Source organism: Pseudomonas sp. MDT2-39-1, assembly GCF_054898085.1.
Genome location: NZ_CM142716.1, coordinates 6135590 through 6152986 on the forward strand (window position 1 = coordinate 6135590; position 17397 = coordinate 6152986).

The window sequence follows — 17397 nt, forward strand, 5'->3', positions numbered from 1 at the left end:
TCCCGATGAGCACCGTTACGGCGCCCTGAAAGGTTTAATGACCTAACAATAATAATGGGGGAAGGTCTATGAGTGAGCCTGTCATGGGTGTGGGTATTTGCCGCCCGCCGGTATTACGCAAGTTCGCGTTGCTGGCTACAGCGCTCTCGCTGTTGGGTTGTGCGGTGCTGTCGGCACCTGCGTTGGCTGCTGCGGCGCCAGCATCCGACATCGTGTATTCCGTTGAATCTGCCAAAGCCAGCAAGAGCCTGATGCTCGACGTCGTGCATGCCGGCAAGCGCCTGGTGGCCGTCGGTGATCGCGGGCACATTCTGTATTCCGATGACCAGGGTGCCACCTGGACCCAGGCCAAGGTGCCTACCCGGCAATTGTTGACGTCGGTGTTTTTCGCCGATGACAAGCACGGCTGGGCCGTCGGCCATGACGCACAGATCCTCGCCAGCGAGGACGGTGGCGCTACCTGGACCAAGCAATTCGAAGATTTGAAACGCGAATCGCCGCTGCTCGACGTCTGGTTCCAGGACGTCAACAGCGGCTTTGCCGTGGGTGCTTACGGCGCGTTGCTGGTCACCACCGACGGTGGCAAGCATTGGGAGGATGCCAGCGATCGCCTCGACAACGAAGACCAGTACCACCTCAACGGCATTGCGGCGGTCAAGGATGCCGGGCTGTTCATCGTCGGCGAGCAGGGCAGCATGTTCCGCTCTGCCGACTGGGGCCAGACCTGGGAAAAGCTTGAAGGCCCATACGAAGGTTCGCTGTTCGGCGTGATCGGCACCGCTCAGGCCAACACGCTGCTGGCCTACGGGTTGCGCGGCAATCTGTTTCGCTCCACCGATTTCGGCACCACCTGGGAGCCGGTCGAGCTCAAGGCTGCCCGCGGCGCTTTGGAGTTCGGTCTGTCCGGCGCAACGTTGCTTGACGACGGCTCCATCGTCATCGTCGGCAACGGCGGCTCGGTGATCCGCAGCAACGACAACGGCGAAACCTTCAGCGTGTTCAACCGTCCGGATCGCATTTCCGTTTCGGCAGTGACTGCAGCAGGCAACGGCAATCTGATTCTGGCGGGGCAGGGCGGCGTTCGCATCACCTCGCCAACCGGTGCCGGCGCAGAGAATGGCAAAAACGGGTCGTCCAAATGAGCCGGGCAAATAACAAGAAGGCGGGTCTATGACATCCTTGAGCAGTCATCACCAAGACAAGGCGACGTTTCTTGAACGCCTGATTTTCAATAACCGCCCGGCAGTGATCGTCATCTGCCTGCTGGTCAGCATCTTCCTGTTCTGGCAGGCGACGCTGATCCGGCCGTCCACCAGTTTCGAAAAAATGATCCCCCTGGAGCATCCATTCATTCAAAAGATGATGGAGCACCGTAACGATCTGGCGAACCTGGGCAACACGGTGCGCATTTCGGTGGAAGCCACCGATGGCGACATCTTCTCCAAGGAATACATGGAGACCCTGCGTCAGATCAACGACGAGGTGTTCTACATCTCCGGTGTCGATCGTTCCGGCCTCAAGTCGTTGTGGAGCCCAAGCGTACGCTGGACCGAGGTGACGGAGGAGGGTTTTGCCGGTGGCGAAGTCATTCCGCAGAGCTATAACGGCTCCCAGCAAAGCCTCGACCTGCTGCGCAATAACGTGCTCAAGTCCGGTCAGGTCGGGCGCCTGGTGGCCAACGACTTCAAGTCGAGCATCGTCGATATCCCGCTGCTGGAGTCCTACCCGGATCCGCAGGACCAGGGCAAGTTGCTGGCGCTGGACTACCGCAAGTTCTCCCACGAGCTGGAAGAAAAGATCCGCGACAAGTTTGAAGCGCAGAACCCTAACGTGCAGATCCATATCGTCGGTTTCGCCAAGAAAGTCGGCGACCTGATTGATGGCCTGGTCATGGTGGTGATGTTCTTCGGCGTTGCCTTCATCATCACGCTGATCCTGCTGTACTGGTTCACCAACTGCATGCGCAGCACTGTGGCGGTGTTGAGTACCACGCTGGTGGCGGTGGTCTGGCAGTTGGGGTTGATGCACTTCTTTGGCTTCGGACTCGATCCGTATTCGATGCTGGTGCCGTTCCTGATCTTCGCCATCGGTATTTCCCACGGCGTGCAGAAGATCAACGGGATCGCGTTGCAGTCCAGCGAAGCCGACAACGCCTTGACCGCCGCACGGCGCACGTTCCGTCAGCTGTTCCTGCCGGGGATGATCGCGATCCTCGCGGACGCAGTGGGCTTCATCACGCTGCTGATCATCGACATCGGTGTGATTCGTGAACTGGCCATCGGCGCCTCCATTGGTGTAGCGGTGATCGTGTTTACCAACCTGATCCTGCTGCCGGTGGCGATCTCCTACGTTGGTATCAGCAAACGCGCCGTCGAACGCAGCAAGAAGGATGCACACCGCGAACACCCGTTCTGGCGCCTGCTGTCGAGCTTCGCCAGCCCGAAAGTCGCACCGGTGTCGATCATCCTGGCCTTGCTGGCCTTCGGTGGCGGCCTCTGGTACAGCCAGAACCTGAAGATCGGTGACCTCGACCAGGGTGCTCCCGAGTTGCGTCCGGACTCGCGTTACAACAAGGACAACAACTTCATCATCAGCAACTACTCCACCAGTTCCGACGTATTGGTGGTGATGGTCAAGACCAAGTCCGAAGGCTGCTCGCGCTACGAAGCCATGGCGCCGATCGACGAACTGATGTGGAAGATGCAGAACACCGAGGGCGTGCAGTCGGCGATCTCCCTGGTGACCGTATCCAAACAGATGATCAAGGGCATGAACGAGGGCAACCTGAAATGGGAAACCCTGTCGCGCAACCCTGACGTACTGAACAACTCCATCGCCCGTGCCGATGGCTTGTACAACAACAGTTGCTCCCTGGCGCCGGTACTGGTGTTCCTCAACGACCACAAGGCCGCCACCCTGGATCGCGCGGTGCATGCGGTGCAGGACTTCGCCAAGGAAAACAACAAGGACGGCCTGGAATTCATCCTCGCGGCGGGTAACGCGGGCATCGAGGCGGCCACCAACGAGGTGATCAAGGAATCCGAGCTGACCATCCTGATCCTCGTCTACATCTGCGTCGCGACCATGTGCATGATCACCTTCCGTTCCTGGGCGGCGACCTTGTGCATCGTGCTGCCGCTGGTGCTGACGTCGGTACTCGGCAACGCCCTGATGGCCTTCATGGGCATCGGCGTGAAAGTCGCGACCCTGCCAGTGGTGGCGCTCGGGGTGGGGATTGGCGTGGACTACGGCATTTACATCTATAGCCGTCTGGAAAGCTTCCTGCGTGCGGGCCTGCCGTTGCAAGAGGCGTACTACCAGACGCTGAAGTCCACCGGTAAAGCCGTGCTGTTCACCGGCCTGTGCCTGGCGATCGGCGTGTGCACCTGGATCTTCTCGGCCATCAAGTTCCAGGCCGACATGGGCCTGATGCTGACCTTCATGCTGCTCTGGAACATGTTCGGCGCACTGTGGCTGCTGCCAGCGCTGGCACGGTTCCTCATCAAACCGGAGAAACTGGCGGGGCAGAAGGGCAACTCGTTGTTCGCTCACTAAACCTTATTCAGGACGAGACACAAAACCAAAAAAAGCCGCAACCTCAGGTTGCGGCTTTTTTAACGGGGATTGGAAAACTCAGCGCGGTTCCAACGGTAAAAAATCGCTGTTCGCTAGTTCCTTGCTGATGATTCCATGATGTATATCGATTTTTTGCCTCGGATCCTTGGCCTTGGCCATGGCCGATTCGTAGGTTTCGAAGCGTTGTTCTCTCGTTTTTAGATGGGCCTGGGTGTAGTCAATCTTGGCATCATCCGCGTTGGCATAGTGAAAATGCCCGTACCAGCAGGCTTGATTGTCGTTATTCAACAAGACGTACTCTTGCATGAAGTCACGCCGTCCGGTTTTCAGCTGAACCCGTTGGCCGATGATTCGCGCAAAAATGGCGTTGCGCCGCAGCAGGTATTCCACGCCCTCGCTACTGGGCGGTCGGGCGAGAGTCATGCGGGTGCGAAGTTCGGTCGCCTTGGTGTTGAGGATGCGCGCCTTGTCCCTGAGTCCATTGATCAGCGAAACGTCTGGATCCCGGTTGGACGGAGGGCTTTCGTGCTGCTCCAGGCTATCGGCGTACCCGATCAGCTTTTGTGCCTCACGTTGCAATTGCTCTTCGATTTCCTTGGGAGAACTGGCGCGTTGCGCGTAACCCTCAATCTTTTGCACGTGTTTATCGACATCGGCCAACGCCTTGCGGGCATCACCCTTGAGCTGCTGATAGGGGTGCGGAGCCTTGGGAGTTACCGGCCTGATATCGACAACTTCTACCCAGACATTGGGCTCGTGCTCGTGGAACGAAGCCAGTGGCCTTTCTTCGAAAGGGTGGTTGATGTCGACAATGTCGCCTCCCTGGTTGGCGATTCGTTGGCGCAGATCGCCAATCAATGTGCCTTTGGCAGTTTTGATAACCCTCTTGCGACTGGACCATGAATAGGGACGTTTCAACGGCGGCCAGGGTCCGGATGCAGACGTTGACGGCTCCTGCGGTTGCGGCTGCAGTTGAAGCGCTTCCGCCAGACGTCGCTCGGCATCAACACGCAGCTGATCAATGAGCTCGCGCAGACGATTGAAGGGATGTGTCTGCAGTTCATCTGTACTGAAAATGCCTATCGCCTCAAGTCCGTCCTGTGCCTTGTTGTACTGATCGACCAGATTCTCCAGAACGGCGATCCGGTCGCTATTGCTGTAGGAGTGCTCCGTTTGCAGTTCTGCATGCGAGCGAGACAGCAGCAGCAAGGGGCTGAGGGTGTGTTCGAGTACACCCATGGTGTTGCTTCCGAGGGCCTTGAGACTGAGCAGGCGCAAGACACTCATCTGGTAGCACTTGACTCGCAGTGCCGTCATTTCATTTTCGGGCCTGTTGCCGGTCAGTCGTTTCCAGTACTCGATGCCCAGGCGAGGGACCCGCTTGAGTTCCTGCAGTCGACTGTCCACCTGTTCAAGAAGCTTGATCATGGTTTCGTTGATGTCGGAGGTTTTGCGCATGAACTCAAAGTACCGTTCCAGCACCACGGTGCCTTCGGTTTTCAGCGCTTCATGCAAATGCCCGACACCATTTCTCAAATCTGCGTACTGGCGATCGGCAGCTTCGCGTTCCCAGTCAGCGATGACGATCTGTTTGCGAGTATTGTTGATGAGATTTTCTGACAGGCTGCATAGCTGCACCGGATCGGGATCGGATTTGGTCAATTCGCCCAGTTCCCTGATCTCCACCAACAGTGTGGCGTAGCTTTCGGTCTGTTTGCCCAGTTCATCAACGAACCGTTGCCTGTAGGTGGCGCGATCGAGTTCGGTGCTGGCGGGGTCGTTTCTTTTCAGCTGCATCAGGTTTTCAGCGATGTCGACACGCTTCTGCCCTCGAGCTTGTTGGTCCACGAACTCCTGACGATTCAATTCCAGCAGGCTGATGCGTTGTTGCGTGATTTCCCGCCGGGCGTTGATTCGTGCGTTGCGCCCGCCGCCGAGCAGTTTCAGCCCTTGATCCAGTGTCCAGCGGCCATCTCCATTGGTTTTGAGCTTGACCCCCGGATGATCCGGGTGCTCTGGATGGATGAGATAAACCTCACCGAACCCGGGCACGATACTGACGCGAAACAGCAGACCCGCGACGGTGCCGTGCCATTTGTTGCCGATCAGGTACAAACCTCTGAAGGCGCCGGTTGTAATGGGCGTTGGCAGAGGTGTCGGCCATGGCACCTGAACCTCCCGTAATGTGTTGAACAGCCGGGCCGATGCCGAATCGCGAGCGCTCGACAGGTTGAAGTCCAACAGGGTATTGCCACTGCCCGGCGGCTCGGAGGGCAGGCCCGGAGTGTCCTGGGTGATGGTTGCCTCCGTGGGCCATGAGAACGTCTGCGAAGGCCGGCGCAAGGAGGCGAGGGCGTCCTGGATTTCCGTCGCTGCGCTGTTGGAAAGTGCTGGGGCTCCGTCTTCTCGGGCCACATGCAGAACCAGCAGGCCAATGTTCAACAGCACATCGATCCAAGCCTGGTTCCGCGCCTTCGGGTCATCACTGTCCAGCGCTGGAAGATCGTTGATCAGGCTGTGGGCGATTTGCAGCATCCAGCCCACGACCATGGCGGGGCCGCGCAGCAGCGGCAGAATCACGTTGTTGAACACCAGCCATCCACCCTCGAGGATGATCGCCCACCGGCTCTCGGCATTCGACACCGATTGCCGGTCCGCCAGATCAATCAGTGTGCGTGCGTTGCTGACAAACAGGCTGGTCAACAATCGACCTTCGTCCAGCGCGGTGAGCCAGTCGCCGGCCGCTTCGTCGCCTGCGAGAATCGCCGGTTGCGGCTTATCCGGCAGTGTGAATTCGTCGCCGGCATGGAAGTGAACAATGTGGGGTTCGTTGAACCCGTTGTTGTCGTAGATCGGCCGTGCGCGATCCGGCAGCCAGGTCAGCACACTGGTTTGCAACGGGCCGGCATGAGCTATCGCATTCAGCAAGTCCTGACGGGTGGGGTATTGGTGCAGGGGATCTGAGTACAGCGGTCGGTAAAGAATATGTGGGTTGACGGCATTCAGGTCTTTTGGCTCGATGATGAACATGTTGCTGACCACGTCACACGTGGCGCCTGCCTTGCGTTGAAACGCCAAAGGCCTGATAACGATCGACTGTTCATCAACGATTCGCTCGGCAGCAAGTGGATGGAACACTGCATCGACATATCGATAGCCCTGGCGGGTGAAGCCGTGCTCACCCTTGATCGAGTACTCAAGGGCACGCAGCGGCAACTGTATGCTCAGCTCCAGACCGAAGAGTCGTAGCCGCTCCTTGATCTTGGGACTATCCCCAAGCAGTTGCGCATCGATGTATTCGGGGTAGTGTTTTCCGACATCGACCCGACTCACCAGATCAAGCAAATAGGTCTCGGTTGTCCAGTCTTGAATCAGCTGATTCCCGGTGTGGCGGATGGTCATCCGGCCTTTGGGTTTGCCTGCGAGATTTTTGATCGCCAGATCGGTCAGTGACATTTGAACGGGCTCGATGTAGCCGCTGCCCAGGTCACCGACAGGCACATGAAAGGTTAACTCCAGTTCATCTGACTTGTAGCCGGGTGCCAGAGGCTGGTCTTTGAGCATTTGTTCAAGCAGCGCATTTCTGGCGAACGTGCGAAGGTCAACGACATCGTCGCGTAACGAGCGTCCCTGGATCTGCTGGTAGACGCTAGCCATCGACAACGTGTGTTTGCGCCACGCCATCCGATCCGTGCTGCCCGTGTCCTGCAACCACTGGGGAATCGTTGTCTGTATCGGTCGAAGGTGCGCCGGGTTGTTGTCGCCACCGATAAACCGCGCGGCCAAATCGGTGACTGAATCAAAACGTTTTTCAAGGCCATCCAGACTTTGTGAGGCAGGCAGTTTGAGCGACTCGAGATCTTCCAGTTGCTGGTTCAGGAGCAGGGCTGCCTGGGTATCAAAGATATTGCCGTCCGCTTTAAAACGTTTCCACTTCATGGAATCAAACATGAAGTTTTTCTGAAACCGGGTACCCCACGACTGACCAAAAGCTTGCAGGGAAGGGTAAGACTCGATGCTGCCGGTCACGCTGCACAGTAAATGGGTATCACCGCAAATCACCAGGATGTCGGAAGTCTGCAGCGTGATAGACACGTCGCCTTTGGTCAGCGTGGTTTGAAGCGTGCAGGCTTCAATAGTGCTTTTTTCCCAAGGTCGCTGAAGGCGTTGCCGGTTGTCTGGCTGGCGGACCAATTCCATGAGGACCTCTGCCTGTAACGCATTTACCGCTGACAGGCGCGTAGCCGACGTTTCCAGCACGCCGGTGAGTAAATCCCCCAGCCATTGCCAGCGGCTCACGCCGGTTTCGTCTTTCTCGTTCCAGTAAGTCGTCAATGCTTCCTGAAAGCCGATATAGAGAATGTTGGGTAATTCGCGGATGACATTCGCGATCACTTGCATATCGGGCAGCCGGGACGTTGTTTTATCGACGGTGAGTTGCGCGGGGGCTCGGTTTGTCAAAAAGCAGCTGCGACCAAATTGCTCGTCTAAATCGGGAAACGCACCGCTGGCCAGATATTCCAGCACCACGTCCACAAGCAGTGTCAGCCGCCAGGCACCATCCGGGATTGGTTGGGCAACTTTGGTTCGGTCAGGGTCGAACTCCAGTTTTGGGTATTTTTCCAGAATGCCGTCCTTGAGCATGCGAACGGTTTGCGAGCGAAAGGTGGGTCGGGTATTGAATCGCGTGTTGACCGCTCGCGCGATGATATTGGTGTAGCCCGCGGCGGGTAGTGGGGTAGATGTCGGCATTATGCAATCCATTGCATGAAGGGTTCCGCAACGTAAATCAACGTCGGACAGGATGTGCGGTAGCCGCTTACCGCACATTGTTCAATTCGATGTGCCAGGGGACGCTTTCAAGCCGAAACGAAAAAGCCGCAACCCGGGTTGCGGCTTTTTTAACTCTCAAATTTCACACCAACCACTGTGGGAGCGGGCTTGCTCGCACATGGGATTTTTGCTGTTAAGAGGGATCGCTGCCGAGCACGACATTCAGTGCACTGCGCGCATCATCCAGCTGCACCAGCGTCGCATGCCGCGCACCCAGCGCATCACGGTTCTCGATCGCCGTCAGAATCGCCTTGTGTCGCGGCAACGCCAGTTCATGCAGATTTGGCCGCTGGTTGGAATGCTTCAGCGCTTCAGCAATCGCCACCGACAGCATGTTGCACAGGTTGGCCAGCAGATCGTTGTGGGTCGCATCGGCGATGCGGCTGTGAAAGTCCAGGTCCGGTTGCAACAGCGCTTCTGGTGTCGGTGCGGCTTCCATGCGCTGGTAGGCTTCGCCGATGGAAGCGATGTCAGCGTCGGTCGCGAATTGTGCGGCGAGGGCGGCGGCAGCGGGCTCGATGATGCTGCGTACGCTGGTCAGCAAATCGAAGAATTCATTCTGCGGGCTGCTTTGCATCAGCCAATGCAGCACATCCGGATCGAGCATGTGCCATTCCTTGCGCTGCTTGACCACGGTGCCGACCCGCGGACGGGAATACACCAGGCCTTTGGCAACCAGCACGCGGGTTGCTTCGCGCAAAACCGGGCGGCTGACCGCGTACTCCTCGCACAGCAGGGCTTCGGCGGGCAGCTTGTCACACGGTTTGAAGCGCCCGGAAACGATCTGCATGCCCAATTCCTGGACGATGCGCGAGTGCATGCTTTTGCGGTCGGAGGGTTTGCGGTAATCCATGGGGAACGGCGCGATCCTGTGCGATGGAGATGCGGCGCATGATAACAGGCGCGCGGTGATCGTTCCCACGCTCTGCGTGGGAATGTATCAAGGGACGCTCTGCGTCCCCTCGCGGGAAGTGACGCGGAGCGTCACGGGCTGCATTCCCACGCAGAGCGTAGGAACGATCGGTGGAGAGGATTAATGAGAATGGCGAGGCACTTCGGAGCCGCGGCAACCGACCAGGAAGTCAAAGTCGCAACCCTGATCTGCTTGCAGCACATGGTCGATGTACAGCTGACGATAACCGCCCACGATCAATTGCTGCGGCGGTTGCAGATCCGCCATGCGCGCCGCCAGTTCCGCATCCGGAATATCCAGATGCAAACGCCCGTTGGCGCAATCCAGTTCAATCCAGTCACCTTCCTTCACTGTGGCTAAAGGCCCGCCGGCCGCCGCTTCCGGGGCAACGTGCAAAACCACCGTGCCGTACGCCGTGCCGCTCATGCGAGCGTCGGAAATGCGTACCATGTCCGTCACTCCCTGAGCCAACAGCTTCGCCGGCAAGCCCATGTTGCCGACTTCGGCCATGCCCGGATATCCCTTCGGTCCGCAGTTCTTCATCACCAGAATCGAGTTGGCATCGACGTCCAGTTCCGGATCGTTGATCCGCGCCTTGTACATGTCGAAGTTCTCGAACACCACCGCACGCCCGCGATGTTGCATCAGTTCGGCACTGGCCGCGGAGGGCTTGAGCACCGCACCCAGTGGCGCCAGGTTGCCGCGCAATACGCAGATCCCGCCGTCGGCGCGGATCGGATTGTCGAGGGTGCGGATCACTTCGTCCTGGCCGTAAATCGGTGCGTCCTTGGTGTTCTCGCCGAGGGTCTTGCCGTTGACGGTCAAGGCATTCGGGTTGGGAATCAGATTGGCTTCACCGAGGCGACGCAGTACTGCTGGCAGGCCGCCGGCGTAGTAGAACTCTTCCATCAGGAAGCGCCCGGACGGTTGCAGGTCGACGATGGTCGGCATGCCGCGACCGATACGCGTCCAGTCATCCAGGTCCAGTTCGACGCCGATGCGACCGGCGATGGCTTTCAAGTGGATCACGGCGTTGGTCGAGCCACCGATGGCGGCGTTCACACGGATGGCGTTTTCGAAGGCGTCCTTGGTCAGGATCTTCGACAACTTCAAATCCTCGCGAACCATCTCCACCGCGCGCATGCCAGACATGTGCGCCAACACATAACGCCGCGCATCAACCGCGGGAATCGCCGCGTTGTGGGGCAGGGACGTGCCCAGTGCTTCTGCCATGCAGGCCATGGTCGACGCGGTGCCCATGGTGTTGCAGGTACCGGCCGAACGGGACATGCCGCCCTCGGCCGCGAGGAAATCGTCAATGGTGATGGTGCCGGCTTTTACCTGTTCGCTGAGCTGCCAGACCACGGTGCCGGAGCCAATGTCCTGGCCTTTGTGCTTGCCGTTGAGCATCGGCCCGCCGGTGACCACGATCGCCGGCACGTCGCAACTGGCCGCGCCCATCAACAACGCCGGGGTGGTTTTGTCGCAACCGGTCAGTAACACCACGCCGTCAATCGGGTTGCCGCGAATCGCTTCTTCGACGTCCATGCTGGTCAGGTTGCGGGTGAACATCGCGGTCGGGCGCAGGTTCGATTCGCCGTTGGAAAACACCGGGAATTCCACCGGCCAGCCACCGGCCTCGATCACCCCACGTTTGATGTGCTCCGCGATCTGGCGGAAATGCGCGTTGCACGGGGTCAGTTCCGACCAGGTGTTGCAGATGCCGATGATCGGCTTGCCGTGGAACTGGTGGTCGGCGATGCCCTGATTCTTCATCCAGCTGCGGTACATGAAGCCGTTCTTATCGGCGGTGCCAAACCATTGGGCGGAGCGCAGGTTGGGTTTCTTATCAGACATGATCGATTCTCTTATTGTATGACTATATTGTTCGAGCTACGGCCTAACATAAGCGCAAGTTCGCCAGTTTGGAAGTGTTGTTGGCTAATTAGTATTACTATATAGTCGTTTTCAACGGAGGGATTGCCCTGGCAGTTCTCGGCGAGAGGCGTCCCCCGAGGTTCTATAACAACAACAAACGGAGACCGATCTCATGAGCCAGGAACTGCGGCTTATTCGTCGCATCACGCTGAAACTGATTCCCTTCCTGATCCTGCTGTACCTGATCGCCTATGTGGATCGCTCCGCCGTAGGGTTCGCTAAGTTGCACATGGGCGCCGACATTGGCCTGGGCGATGCGGCCTATGGTCTCGGCGCAGGGTTGTTCTTCATTGGCTACTTCCTGCTGGAAATCCCCAGTAACCTGATGCTCGACCGCTTCGGCGCCCGGCGCTGGTTCGCGCGGATCATGGTCACCTGGGGCGCCATCACCATCGGCATGGCCTTCGTCCAGGGGCCGCACAGCTTCTATGTCATGCGCTTTCTGCTCGGCGCGGCCGAAGCCGGGTTCTTTCCGGGCGTTCTCTACTACATCACCCAATGGTTCCCGGTTCGCCATCGCGGCAAGATCCTCGGGCTGTTCATCCTTTCCCAACCCATCGCGATGATGATCACCGGCCCGGTGTCCGGCGGCTTGCTCGGCATGGACGGCATCCTGGGTCTGCATGGCTGGCAGTGGCTGTTCATCGTCATCGGCACCCCGGCGATCCTGCTGACCTGGCCGGTGCTGCGCTATCTGCCGGACGGCCCGCAACAGGTGAAATGGATGGATCAGGCCGAGAAAGACTGGCTGACCGGTGAGCTGAAAAAGGACCTTGAGGCATACGGCCAGACCCGGCACGGCAATCCGCTGCATGCCCTGAAAGACAAGCGCGTGTTGCTGCTGGCGCTGTTTTATCTGCCGGTGACCTTGAGCATTTATGGCCTGGGCCTGTGGCTGCCCACGTTGATCAAACAGTTCGGCGGCTCTGATCTGGTGACCGGTTTCGTGTCATCGGTGCCGTACATCTTCGGGATCATTGGTTTGCTGATCATTCCGCGCAGTTCCGACCGCCTGAATGATCGTTACGGCCACCTCGCTGTGCTTTATGTGCTGGGTGCCATCGGCCTGTTCCTCAGCGCCTGGCTGACGGTGCCGATGCTGCAACTCGCGGCGTTGTGCCTGGTAGCGTTTGCGCTGTTTTCCTGCACGGCGGTGTTCTGGACCTTGCCCGGTCGTTTCTTCGCAGGCGCCAGTGCGGCGGCGGGGATCGCGTTGATCAACTCGGTGGGCAACCTGGGTGGCTATATCGGGCCGTTCGTGATTGGTGCGCTGAAGGAATACACCGGCAACCTGGCATCGGGGCTGTATTTCCTGTCGGGTGTGATGGTGTTCGGGCTGGTGTTGACCGGCGTGGTGTATCGGTTGCTGGAGCGCAAGCATGTGCTGTCGGCGGATCAGTTTGCGGCGAGTGCTCGAGGGGCGACACGTACCTGAGGCCAACACGATTCAAATGTGGGAGCGGGCTTGCTCGCGAATGCGATTGAACTTCAGCATTGATGTCAGCTGACACACCGCTTTCGCGAGCAAGCCCGCTCCCACACGGGTTTTGCGGTGTGTTCGAGTTTTGTTTAAAGGAGAAAATCCATGCGTTTAGTGCAGTTCGAACTGAGTAACGGCGAGCGTCGGGTGGGCGTGGTCGAAGAGGGGCTGATCCGCGAAGTGCAGGACGCGCGCACTGTTCGCGACCTGGCCCTGGCGGCGATCGAGGCGGGCGTCAATCTGCAGCAGCAGGTGAAAACCCTTGGCCTTGGCATCAGCCATGACTACGCAGAGTTGCTGGCCCAACTGCGGATCCTGCCGCCGCTGGATCACCCGGATCCGGCGCACATGCTGGTCAGCGGCACCGGCCTGACCCATCTCGGCAGCGCTTCGGCCCGGGACAAAATGCATCAACAGGTCGGCGACGAAGCGGCGATGACCGACACCATGCGCATTTTCAGATGGGGCGTGGAGGGCGGTAAACCGGCGGCCGGGCAGGTCGGTGTGCAACCGGAATGGTTCTATAAGGGCGACGGCAGCATCGTCGTGCGTCCGGGCCAACCGTTCCCGCTGCCGCCCTTTGCCGAGGACGCGGGTGAAGAGCCTGAACTCAGTGGCCTCTACGTCATCGGCCACGATGGCAAACCGTATCGCCTCGGTTTCGCGGTGGGCAACGAGTTCTCCGATCACGTCATGGAGCGCAAGAATTACCTCTACCTGGCGCATTCGAAACTGCGCAGTTGCAGCTATGGCCCGGAGCTTCGCGTCGGCAAATTGCCGGAGCATCTGGCCGGCACCAGCCGCATCCTGCGTGACGGCGAGGTGCTGTGGCAAAACGAGTTCCTCAGCGGCGAGGCCAACATGTGCCACAGCCTGGAAAACCTCGAGTACCACCATTTCAAGTACAGCCAGTTCCTGCGTCCGGGGGACGTACACATTCATTTCTTCGGCACCGCGACCCTGTCCTTTGCCGACGGCATTCGCACCCGACCGGGTGATGTGTTCGAGATCAGTCAGGCCGAGTTCGGCGCACCGTTGATCAACGGGATTGCACCGGTTGAAGCAGCGTTCGAGCCCGGCACCGTCGGCACCCTTTAAGGAGACACCCATGACCCGGATTCTTGGTCACAACTACATCGGCGGCCAGCGCAGCGCTGCCGGTACCGTCAAACTGCAAAGCGTCGATGCCAACACCGGCGAAGCCTTGCTTCATGATTTCTTCCAGGCCACACCTGAAGAAGTCGATGCCGCCGCCAAGGCAGCCGCCGCCGCTTACCCGGCCTATCGCAGCCTGAGCGCCGAACGTCGCGCGCAATTTCTAGATGCGATTGCCGATGAACTCGACGCCTTGGGCGATGACTTTGTCGCTGTGGTCTGCCGCGAAACGGCATTGCCTGCCGGACGTATTCAAGGCGAGCGCGGTCGCACCAGCGGCCAGATGCGACTCTTCGCCAAAGTGCTGCGTCGCGGTGATTTCTACGGCGCGCGGATTGATCAGGCATTGCCGGATCGCCAGCCGCTGGCCCGTCCGGACCTGCGCCAATACCGCATCGGCCTCGGGCCAGTCGCCGTGTTTGGTGCGAGCAATTTTCCGTTGGCATTCTCCACGGCGGGCGGTGACACCGCGTCGGCGTTGGCCGCCGGTTGCCCGGTGGTGTTCAAGGCCCACGGCGGCCACATGGCCACCGCTGAGCAGGTGGCTGACGCGTTGATACGCGCAGCGGAAAAAACCGGCATGCCGACCGGCGTGTTCAACATGATCTACGGCGGCGGAGTCGGCGAAGCACTGGTCAAGCACCCGGCGATTCAGGCAGTCGGTTTTACCGGTTCGCTGAAGGGTGGTCGTGCGTTGTGCGACATGGCCGCCGCACGTCCACAACCCATCCCGGTGTTTGCTGAGATGTCGAGCATCAACCCGGTGATCGTGTTGCCGCAAGCATTGGACGCTCGGGCAGACACCGTCGCCCGCGACCTGACCGCTTCGGTGGTGCAGGGCTGCGGTCAGTTCTGCACCAATCCCGGTCTGGTCATCAGTATTCGCTCGGCGCAATTCTCCGCGTTCGCGCAACAGGTGGCGGGACTCATCGGCGATCAGCCGGCGCAAACGATGCTCAATGCCGGGACCTTGAGCAGCTATGGCAAAGGCTTGCAAAAACTCCTCGCTCACCCGGGTATCGAGCATCTGGCCGGCCAGGTGCAGCAGGGCAATCAGGCGCAACCGCAGCTGTTTAAAGCCGACGTCAGCCTGTTGATCAATGGCGATGAAGTCTTGCAGGAAGAAGTCTTCGGCCCGACCACGGTGTTCATCGAAGTCGCGGATCAGGCACAACTCAGCGTCGCATTGAACGGCCTGCACGGGCAACTGACGGCGACGATCATTGGCGAACCGGCGGACTTCGAACAGTTCAGCGAGTTGACGGCGCTGCTGGAGCAAAAGGTCGGACGGATCCTGCTCAATGGCTATCCGACGGGCGTTGAAGTCTGTGATTCGATGGTCCATGGCGGGCCGTATCCGGCGACTTCCGATGCGCGCGGCACATCGGTGGGTACGTTGGCGATTGATCGTTTCCTGCGTCCGGTGTGCTTCCAGAACTATCCGGACAGCTTGCTGCCAGAACCGTTGAAGAACGCCAACCCTCTGCGAATCCAGCGTTTGGTGGACGGCAAACCCTCCCGCGACGCCCTCTAACCGCCGAGCACAATCCCTTGTAGGCGTGAGCAGGCTCACTCCTACATTTGTCCGGCGGTGTATGTGAGATGTGTGCCAGGCACAGGCCCACCTTCACATTGAGCTATCATTGCGTCTTTCCCATTCAAAGATTGACTGCCATGACTGCCCCAACCGACACCTTGCTCGCCACCCTCGAACACTGCGATATGGTGGAAATCGACGGGCTGCACGCCTTCGAATTCTCCCTCGATGAAGACGACAATCTGCACATCGAATGCCTCGACGGCCGCGTGTCCAAGCACTGGGAGTTCACCCCGGCCCAAGTCGAGGCCGCAACCTTCGACCCTACCCTGCAAAGCTGGCTGATCACCGGTGATTCCGGCGAGCACCGGTTGGTGTGCATGACCGCGTTCCGTGGTGACGACGAGGATGAAGAAGGGAATGAGGATGCATAAACTTTGGCCACTGTTGATGGCCGGCAGCATCGGCGCGATGGGCATTGAGGCTGCGTCGGCCGACGACTATCAATTGCTGGTCGGTTCCTACACGGCGGGGCAGAGCCAGGGCATTTATCGCCTGAACTTCGACAGCGCCACCGGGCAGATCAACCCCAAGCCGCTGCAAGTGGTCAGCAGTGAAAACCCGTCCTGGCTGACCGTCTCCAAGGATCAGCAGCGCCTGTTCGTGGTCAACGAAAACGGCCCCGGACAGAAAGATCCGGTAGGGCGCGTGAGCAGTTATGCCATCGACCCCAAGACCCACGAACTGAGCCTGATCAATCAGGTGCAGAGCCTGGGTAACGAGCCGACACATTCGAGCCTCAGCGGTGATGCCAGTCATTTGTTCGTCAGCAACTATTCGGTGGTTGAAGACCCGGGTGGCACGCTGGCGGTGTTGCCGGTTGGCGCTGATGGCAAGCTCAAAAACGTAGTGCAGATGAGCAGTCACCCGTCGAGCAGGGTTAACCCTGAGCGGCAGATGTCGGCGCATGTGCACTCGACGGTTTCGTCGCCGGACGGAAAGTTTGTGTTCTCCAATGACCTGGGGGCAGACAAGGTCTTTGTCTACCGCTTCGATCCCAAGGCGAATCCGGAGCTGCCGCTGATTGCCGCCACACCCGCATCCATCCAGTTACCAGCCGGCAGCGGGCCGCGTCATTTGCTGTTCAGCGCCGATGGCAAACATGCCTGGCTGACGATGGAAATGAGCGCGCAGGTCGCGGTGTTCGACTACAAGGCCGGCAAACTCGAGCAAACGCAAATGGTCGAATTGGCGACGGGTCAGCCCACTTCGGACAAGGCAGCCGCTGCGCTGCACGCATCGGTCGATGGCAAGTTCCTCTATGTCAGCAACCGTGGCACCGCCAATCAGCTGCTGGTGTTCGCCATCGATCCTGCGACCGGCCACCTCAAGGAGCTGCAACGCCGCTCAGTGGAAGGTGATCACCCGCGTGAGTTCAGTCTCGACCCGAGTGGCAAGTTCGTGTTGATCGCCAACCAGAAAAGTAACCAGATTGTTGTCGTCGAGCGCGATGCCAAGAGCGGTTTGCTGGGTAAAACCGTGCAAAAACTGCCGATGGATGCCCCGAGCGACCTCAAGTTCCTGGTGCGTCAATAGGCCGCAGGCCCCGGTTGATGGGGCCTGCATCCTTCTATTAATGACGCTGATATCTGTTAATGCTACAAAAGATTTCAAGACACCAACCTCGACGGTTAAGTTTGCTTCACGGCCCCACCGGGCAAACAAACCAACTGAATCCGAGGAATACCGCCATGAACTTCAATCTCTTCTCCGTAATCGCTGCTTCCGCTATCTCTGCCACTGCTGCTCTGCCAGCCAGCGCCAACATTGAAATCAGCGACAAAAAATCCCACGCGCAAAGCTACACCCAGAAGTACCTGCAACAGAGCGCCAATTTTTACGCGGCTCTGGATCACAAAACCCAAGCCTGAAATTTGAACCCTGCACCTTTTATGCAGGAGCGAA

Annotated in this window: 11 protein-coding genes; 8 read left to right on the top strand and 3 right to left on the bottom strand. The window is 59.0% G+C overall.

All coding sequences use genetic code 11. The annotated features are described in order from the left end of the window. Positions 1–68: 68 nt before the first annotated feature. Together ACYZTM_RS28580 and ACYZTM_RS28585 are read left to right on the top strand one after the other, a co-directional pair. The gene (locus ACYZTM_RS28580) at positions 69–1142 is read left to right on the top strand and encodes a WD40/YVTN/BNR-like repeat-containing protein (protein ID WP_461985967.1); all 1074 of its coding nucleotides are present in this window, start codon (positions 69–71) and stop codon (positions 1140–1142) included. Between the two features lie 28 nt (positions 1143–1170). Next, positions 1171–3555, top strand: a complete 2385-nt coding sequence (locus ACYZTM_RS28585; RefSeq protein ID WP_131062059.1) for an efflux RND transporter permease subunit — start codon at positions 1171–1173, stop codon at positions 3553–3555. Between the two features lie 78 nt (positions 3556–3633). Here the strand turns inward: ACYZTM_RS28585 and ACYZTM_RS28590 are convergent, their stop codons facing one another. The 3 genes from ACYZTM_RS28590 to ACYZTM_RS28600 form a co-directional block, all read right to left on the bottom strand. Next, entirely contained in the window at positions 3634–8220 is a 4587-nt protein-coding gene (locus ACYZTM_RS28590; RefSeq protein ID WP_461985969.1) for a dermonecrotic toxin domain-containing protein, read from the bottom strand. A gap of 322 nt (positions 8221–8542) precedes the next feature. Next, positions 8543–9262 (bottom strand): FadR/GntR family transcriptional regulator, encoded by a 720-nt coding sequence (locus tag ACYZTM_RS28595; RefSeq protein WP_131062060.1) that lies wholly within the window; start codon positions 9260–9262, stop codon positions 8543–8545. Between the two features lie 180 nt (positions 9263–9442). Further along, a complete protein-coding gene (locus ACYZTM_RS28600) occupies positions 9443–11179 on the bottom strand; it encodes an IlvD/Edd family dehydratase (protein ID WP_461985971.1) in 1737 nt (578 codons plus the stop codon). A gap of 193 nt (positions 11180–11372) precedes the next feature. Between ACYZTM_RS28600 and ACYZTM_RS28605 the strand changes: the two genes are divergently transcribed. The 6 genes from ACYZTM_RS28605 to ACYZTM_RS28630 all read left to right on the top strand — a co-directional run bounded on the left by ACYZTM_RS28605 (position 11373) and on the right by ACYZTM_RS28630 (position 17363). Further along, the gene (locus ACYZTM_RS28605; protein WP_461985973.1) at positions 11373–12695 is read left to right on the top strand and encodes an MFS transporter; all 1323 of its coding nucleotides are present in this window, start codon (positions 11373–11375) and stop codon (positions 12693–12695) included. 150 nt (positions 12696–12845) lie between these two features. Then, positions 12846–13838 carry an AraD1 family protein gene (gene araD1, locus ACYZTM_RS28610; protein WP_461985975.1) on the top strand — a complete coding sequence of 331 codons (993 nt, stop codon included), beginning with the start codon at positions 12846–12848 and terminating at the stop codon, positions 13836–13838. A gap of 10 nt (positions 13839–13848) precedes the next feature. Then, complete coding sequence (locus tag ACYZTM_RS28615; RefSeq protein ID WP_461985977.1) at positions 13849–15429, top strand: aldehyde dehydrogenase (NADP(+)); 1581 nt, start codon at positions 13849–13851, stop codon at positions 15427–15429. Between the two features lie 140 nt (positions 15430–15569). Continuing rightward, the gene (locus ACYZTM_RS28620) at positions 15570–15866 is read left to right on the top strand and encodes a DUF5629 family protein (protein WP_461985979.1); all 297 of its coding nucleotides are present in this window, start codon (positions 15570–15572) and stop codon (positions 15864–15866) included. Next, complete coding sequence (locus ACYZTM_RS28625; RefSeq protein ID WP_461985981.1) at positions 15853–17028, top strand: lactonase family protein; 1176 nt, start codon at positions 15853–15855, stop codon at positions 17026–17028. Before ACYZTM_RS28620 ends, ACYZTM_RS28625 begins: the two co-directional genes overlap by 14 nt. Positions 17029–17183: 155 nt before the next feature. Continuing rightward, entirely contained in the window at positions 17184–17363 is a 180-nt protein-coding gene (locus tag ACYZTM_RS28630; protein WP_461985983.1) for a hypothetical protein, read from the top strand. Positions 17364–17397: the final 34 nt, after the last annotated feature.

What these genes read in the sequence shown, in the direction of transcription:
- ACYZTM_RS28580 (WP_461985967.1), top strand. Translation starts at nt 69, where the DNA reads ATGAGTGAGCCTGTCATGGGTGTGGGTATTTGCCGCCCGCCGGTATTA.
- ACYZTM_RS28585 (WP_131062059.1), top strand. Translation starts at nt 1,171, where the DNA reads ATGACATCCTTGAGCAGTCATCACCAAGACAAGGCGACGTTTCTTGAA.
- ACYZTM_RS28590 (WP_461985969.1), bottom strand. Translation starts at nt 8,220, where the DNA reads ATGCTCAAGGACGGCATTCTGGAAAAATACCCAAAACTGGAGTTCGAC.
- ACYZTM_RS28595 (WP_131062060.1), bottom strand. Translation starts at nt 9,262, where the DNA reads ATGGATTACCGCAAACCCTCCGACCGCAAAAGCATGCACTCGCGCATC.
- ACYZTM_RS28600 (WP_461985971.1), bottom strand. Translation starts at nt 11,179, where the DNA reads ATGTCTGATAAGAAACCCAACCTGCGCTCCGCCCAATGGTTTGGCACC.
- ACYZTM_RS28605 (WP_461985973.1), top strand. Translation starts at nt 11,373, where the DNA reads ATGAGCCAGGAACTGCGGCTTATTCGTCGCATCACGCTGAAACTGATT.
- araD1 (WP_461985975.1), top strand. Translation starts at nt 12,846, where the DNA reads ATGCGTTTAGTGCAGTTCGAACTGAGTAACGGCGAGCGTCGGGTGGGC.
- ACYZTM_RS28615 (WP_461985977.1), top strand. Translation starts at nt 13,849, where the DNA reads ATGACCCGGATTCTTGGTCACAACTACATCGGCGGCCAGCGCAGCGCT.
- ACYZTM_RS28620 (WP_461985979.1), top strand. Translation starts at nt 15,570, where the DNA reads ATGACTGCCCCAACCGACACCTTGCTCGCCACCCTCGAACACTGCGAT.
- ACYZTM_RS28625 (WP_461985981.1), top strand. Translation starts at nt 15,853, where the DNA reads ATGAGGATGCATAAACTTTGGCCACTGTTGATGGCCGGCAGCATCGGC.
- ACYZTM_RS28630 (WP_461985983.1), top strand. Translation starts at nt 17,184, where the DNA reads ATGAACTTCAATCTCTTCTCCGTAATCGCTGCTTCCGCTATCTCTGCC.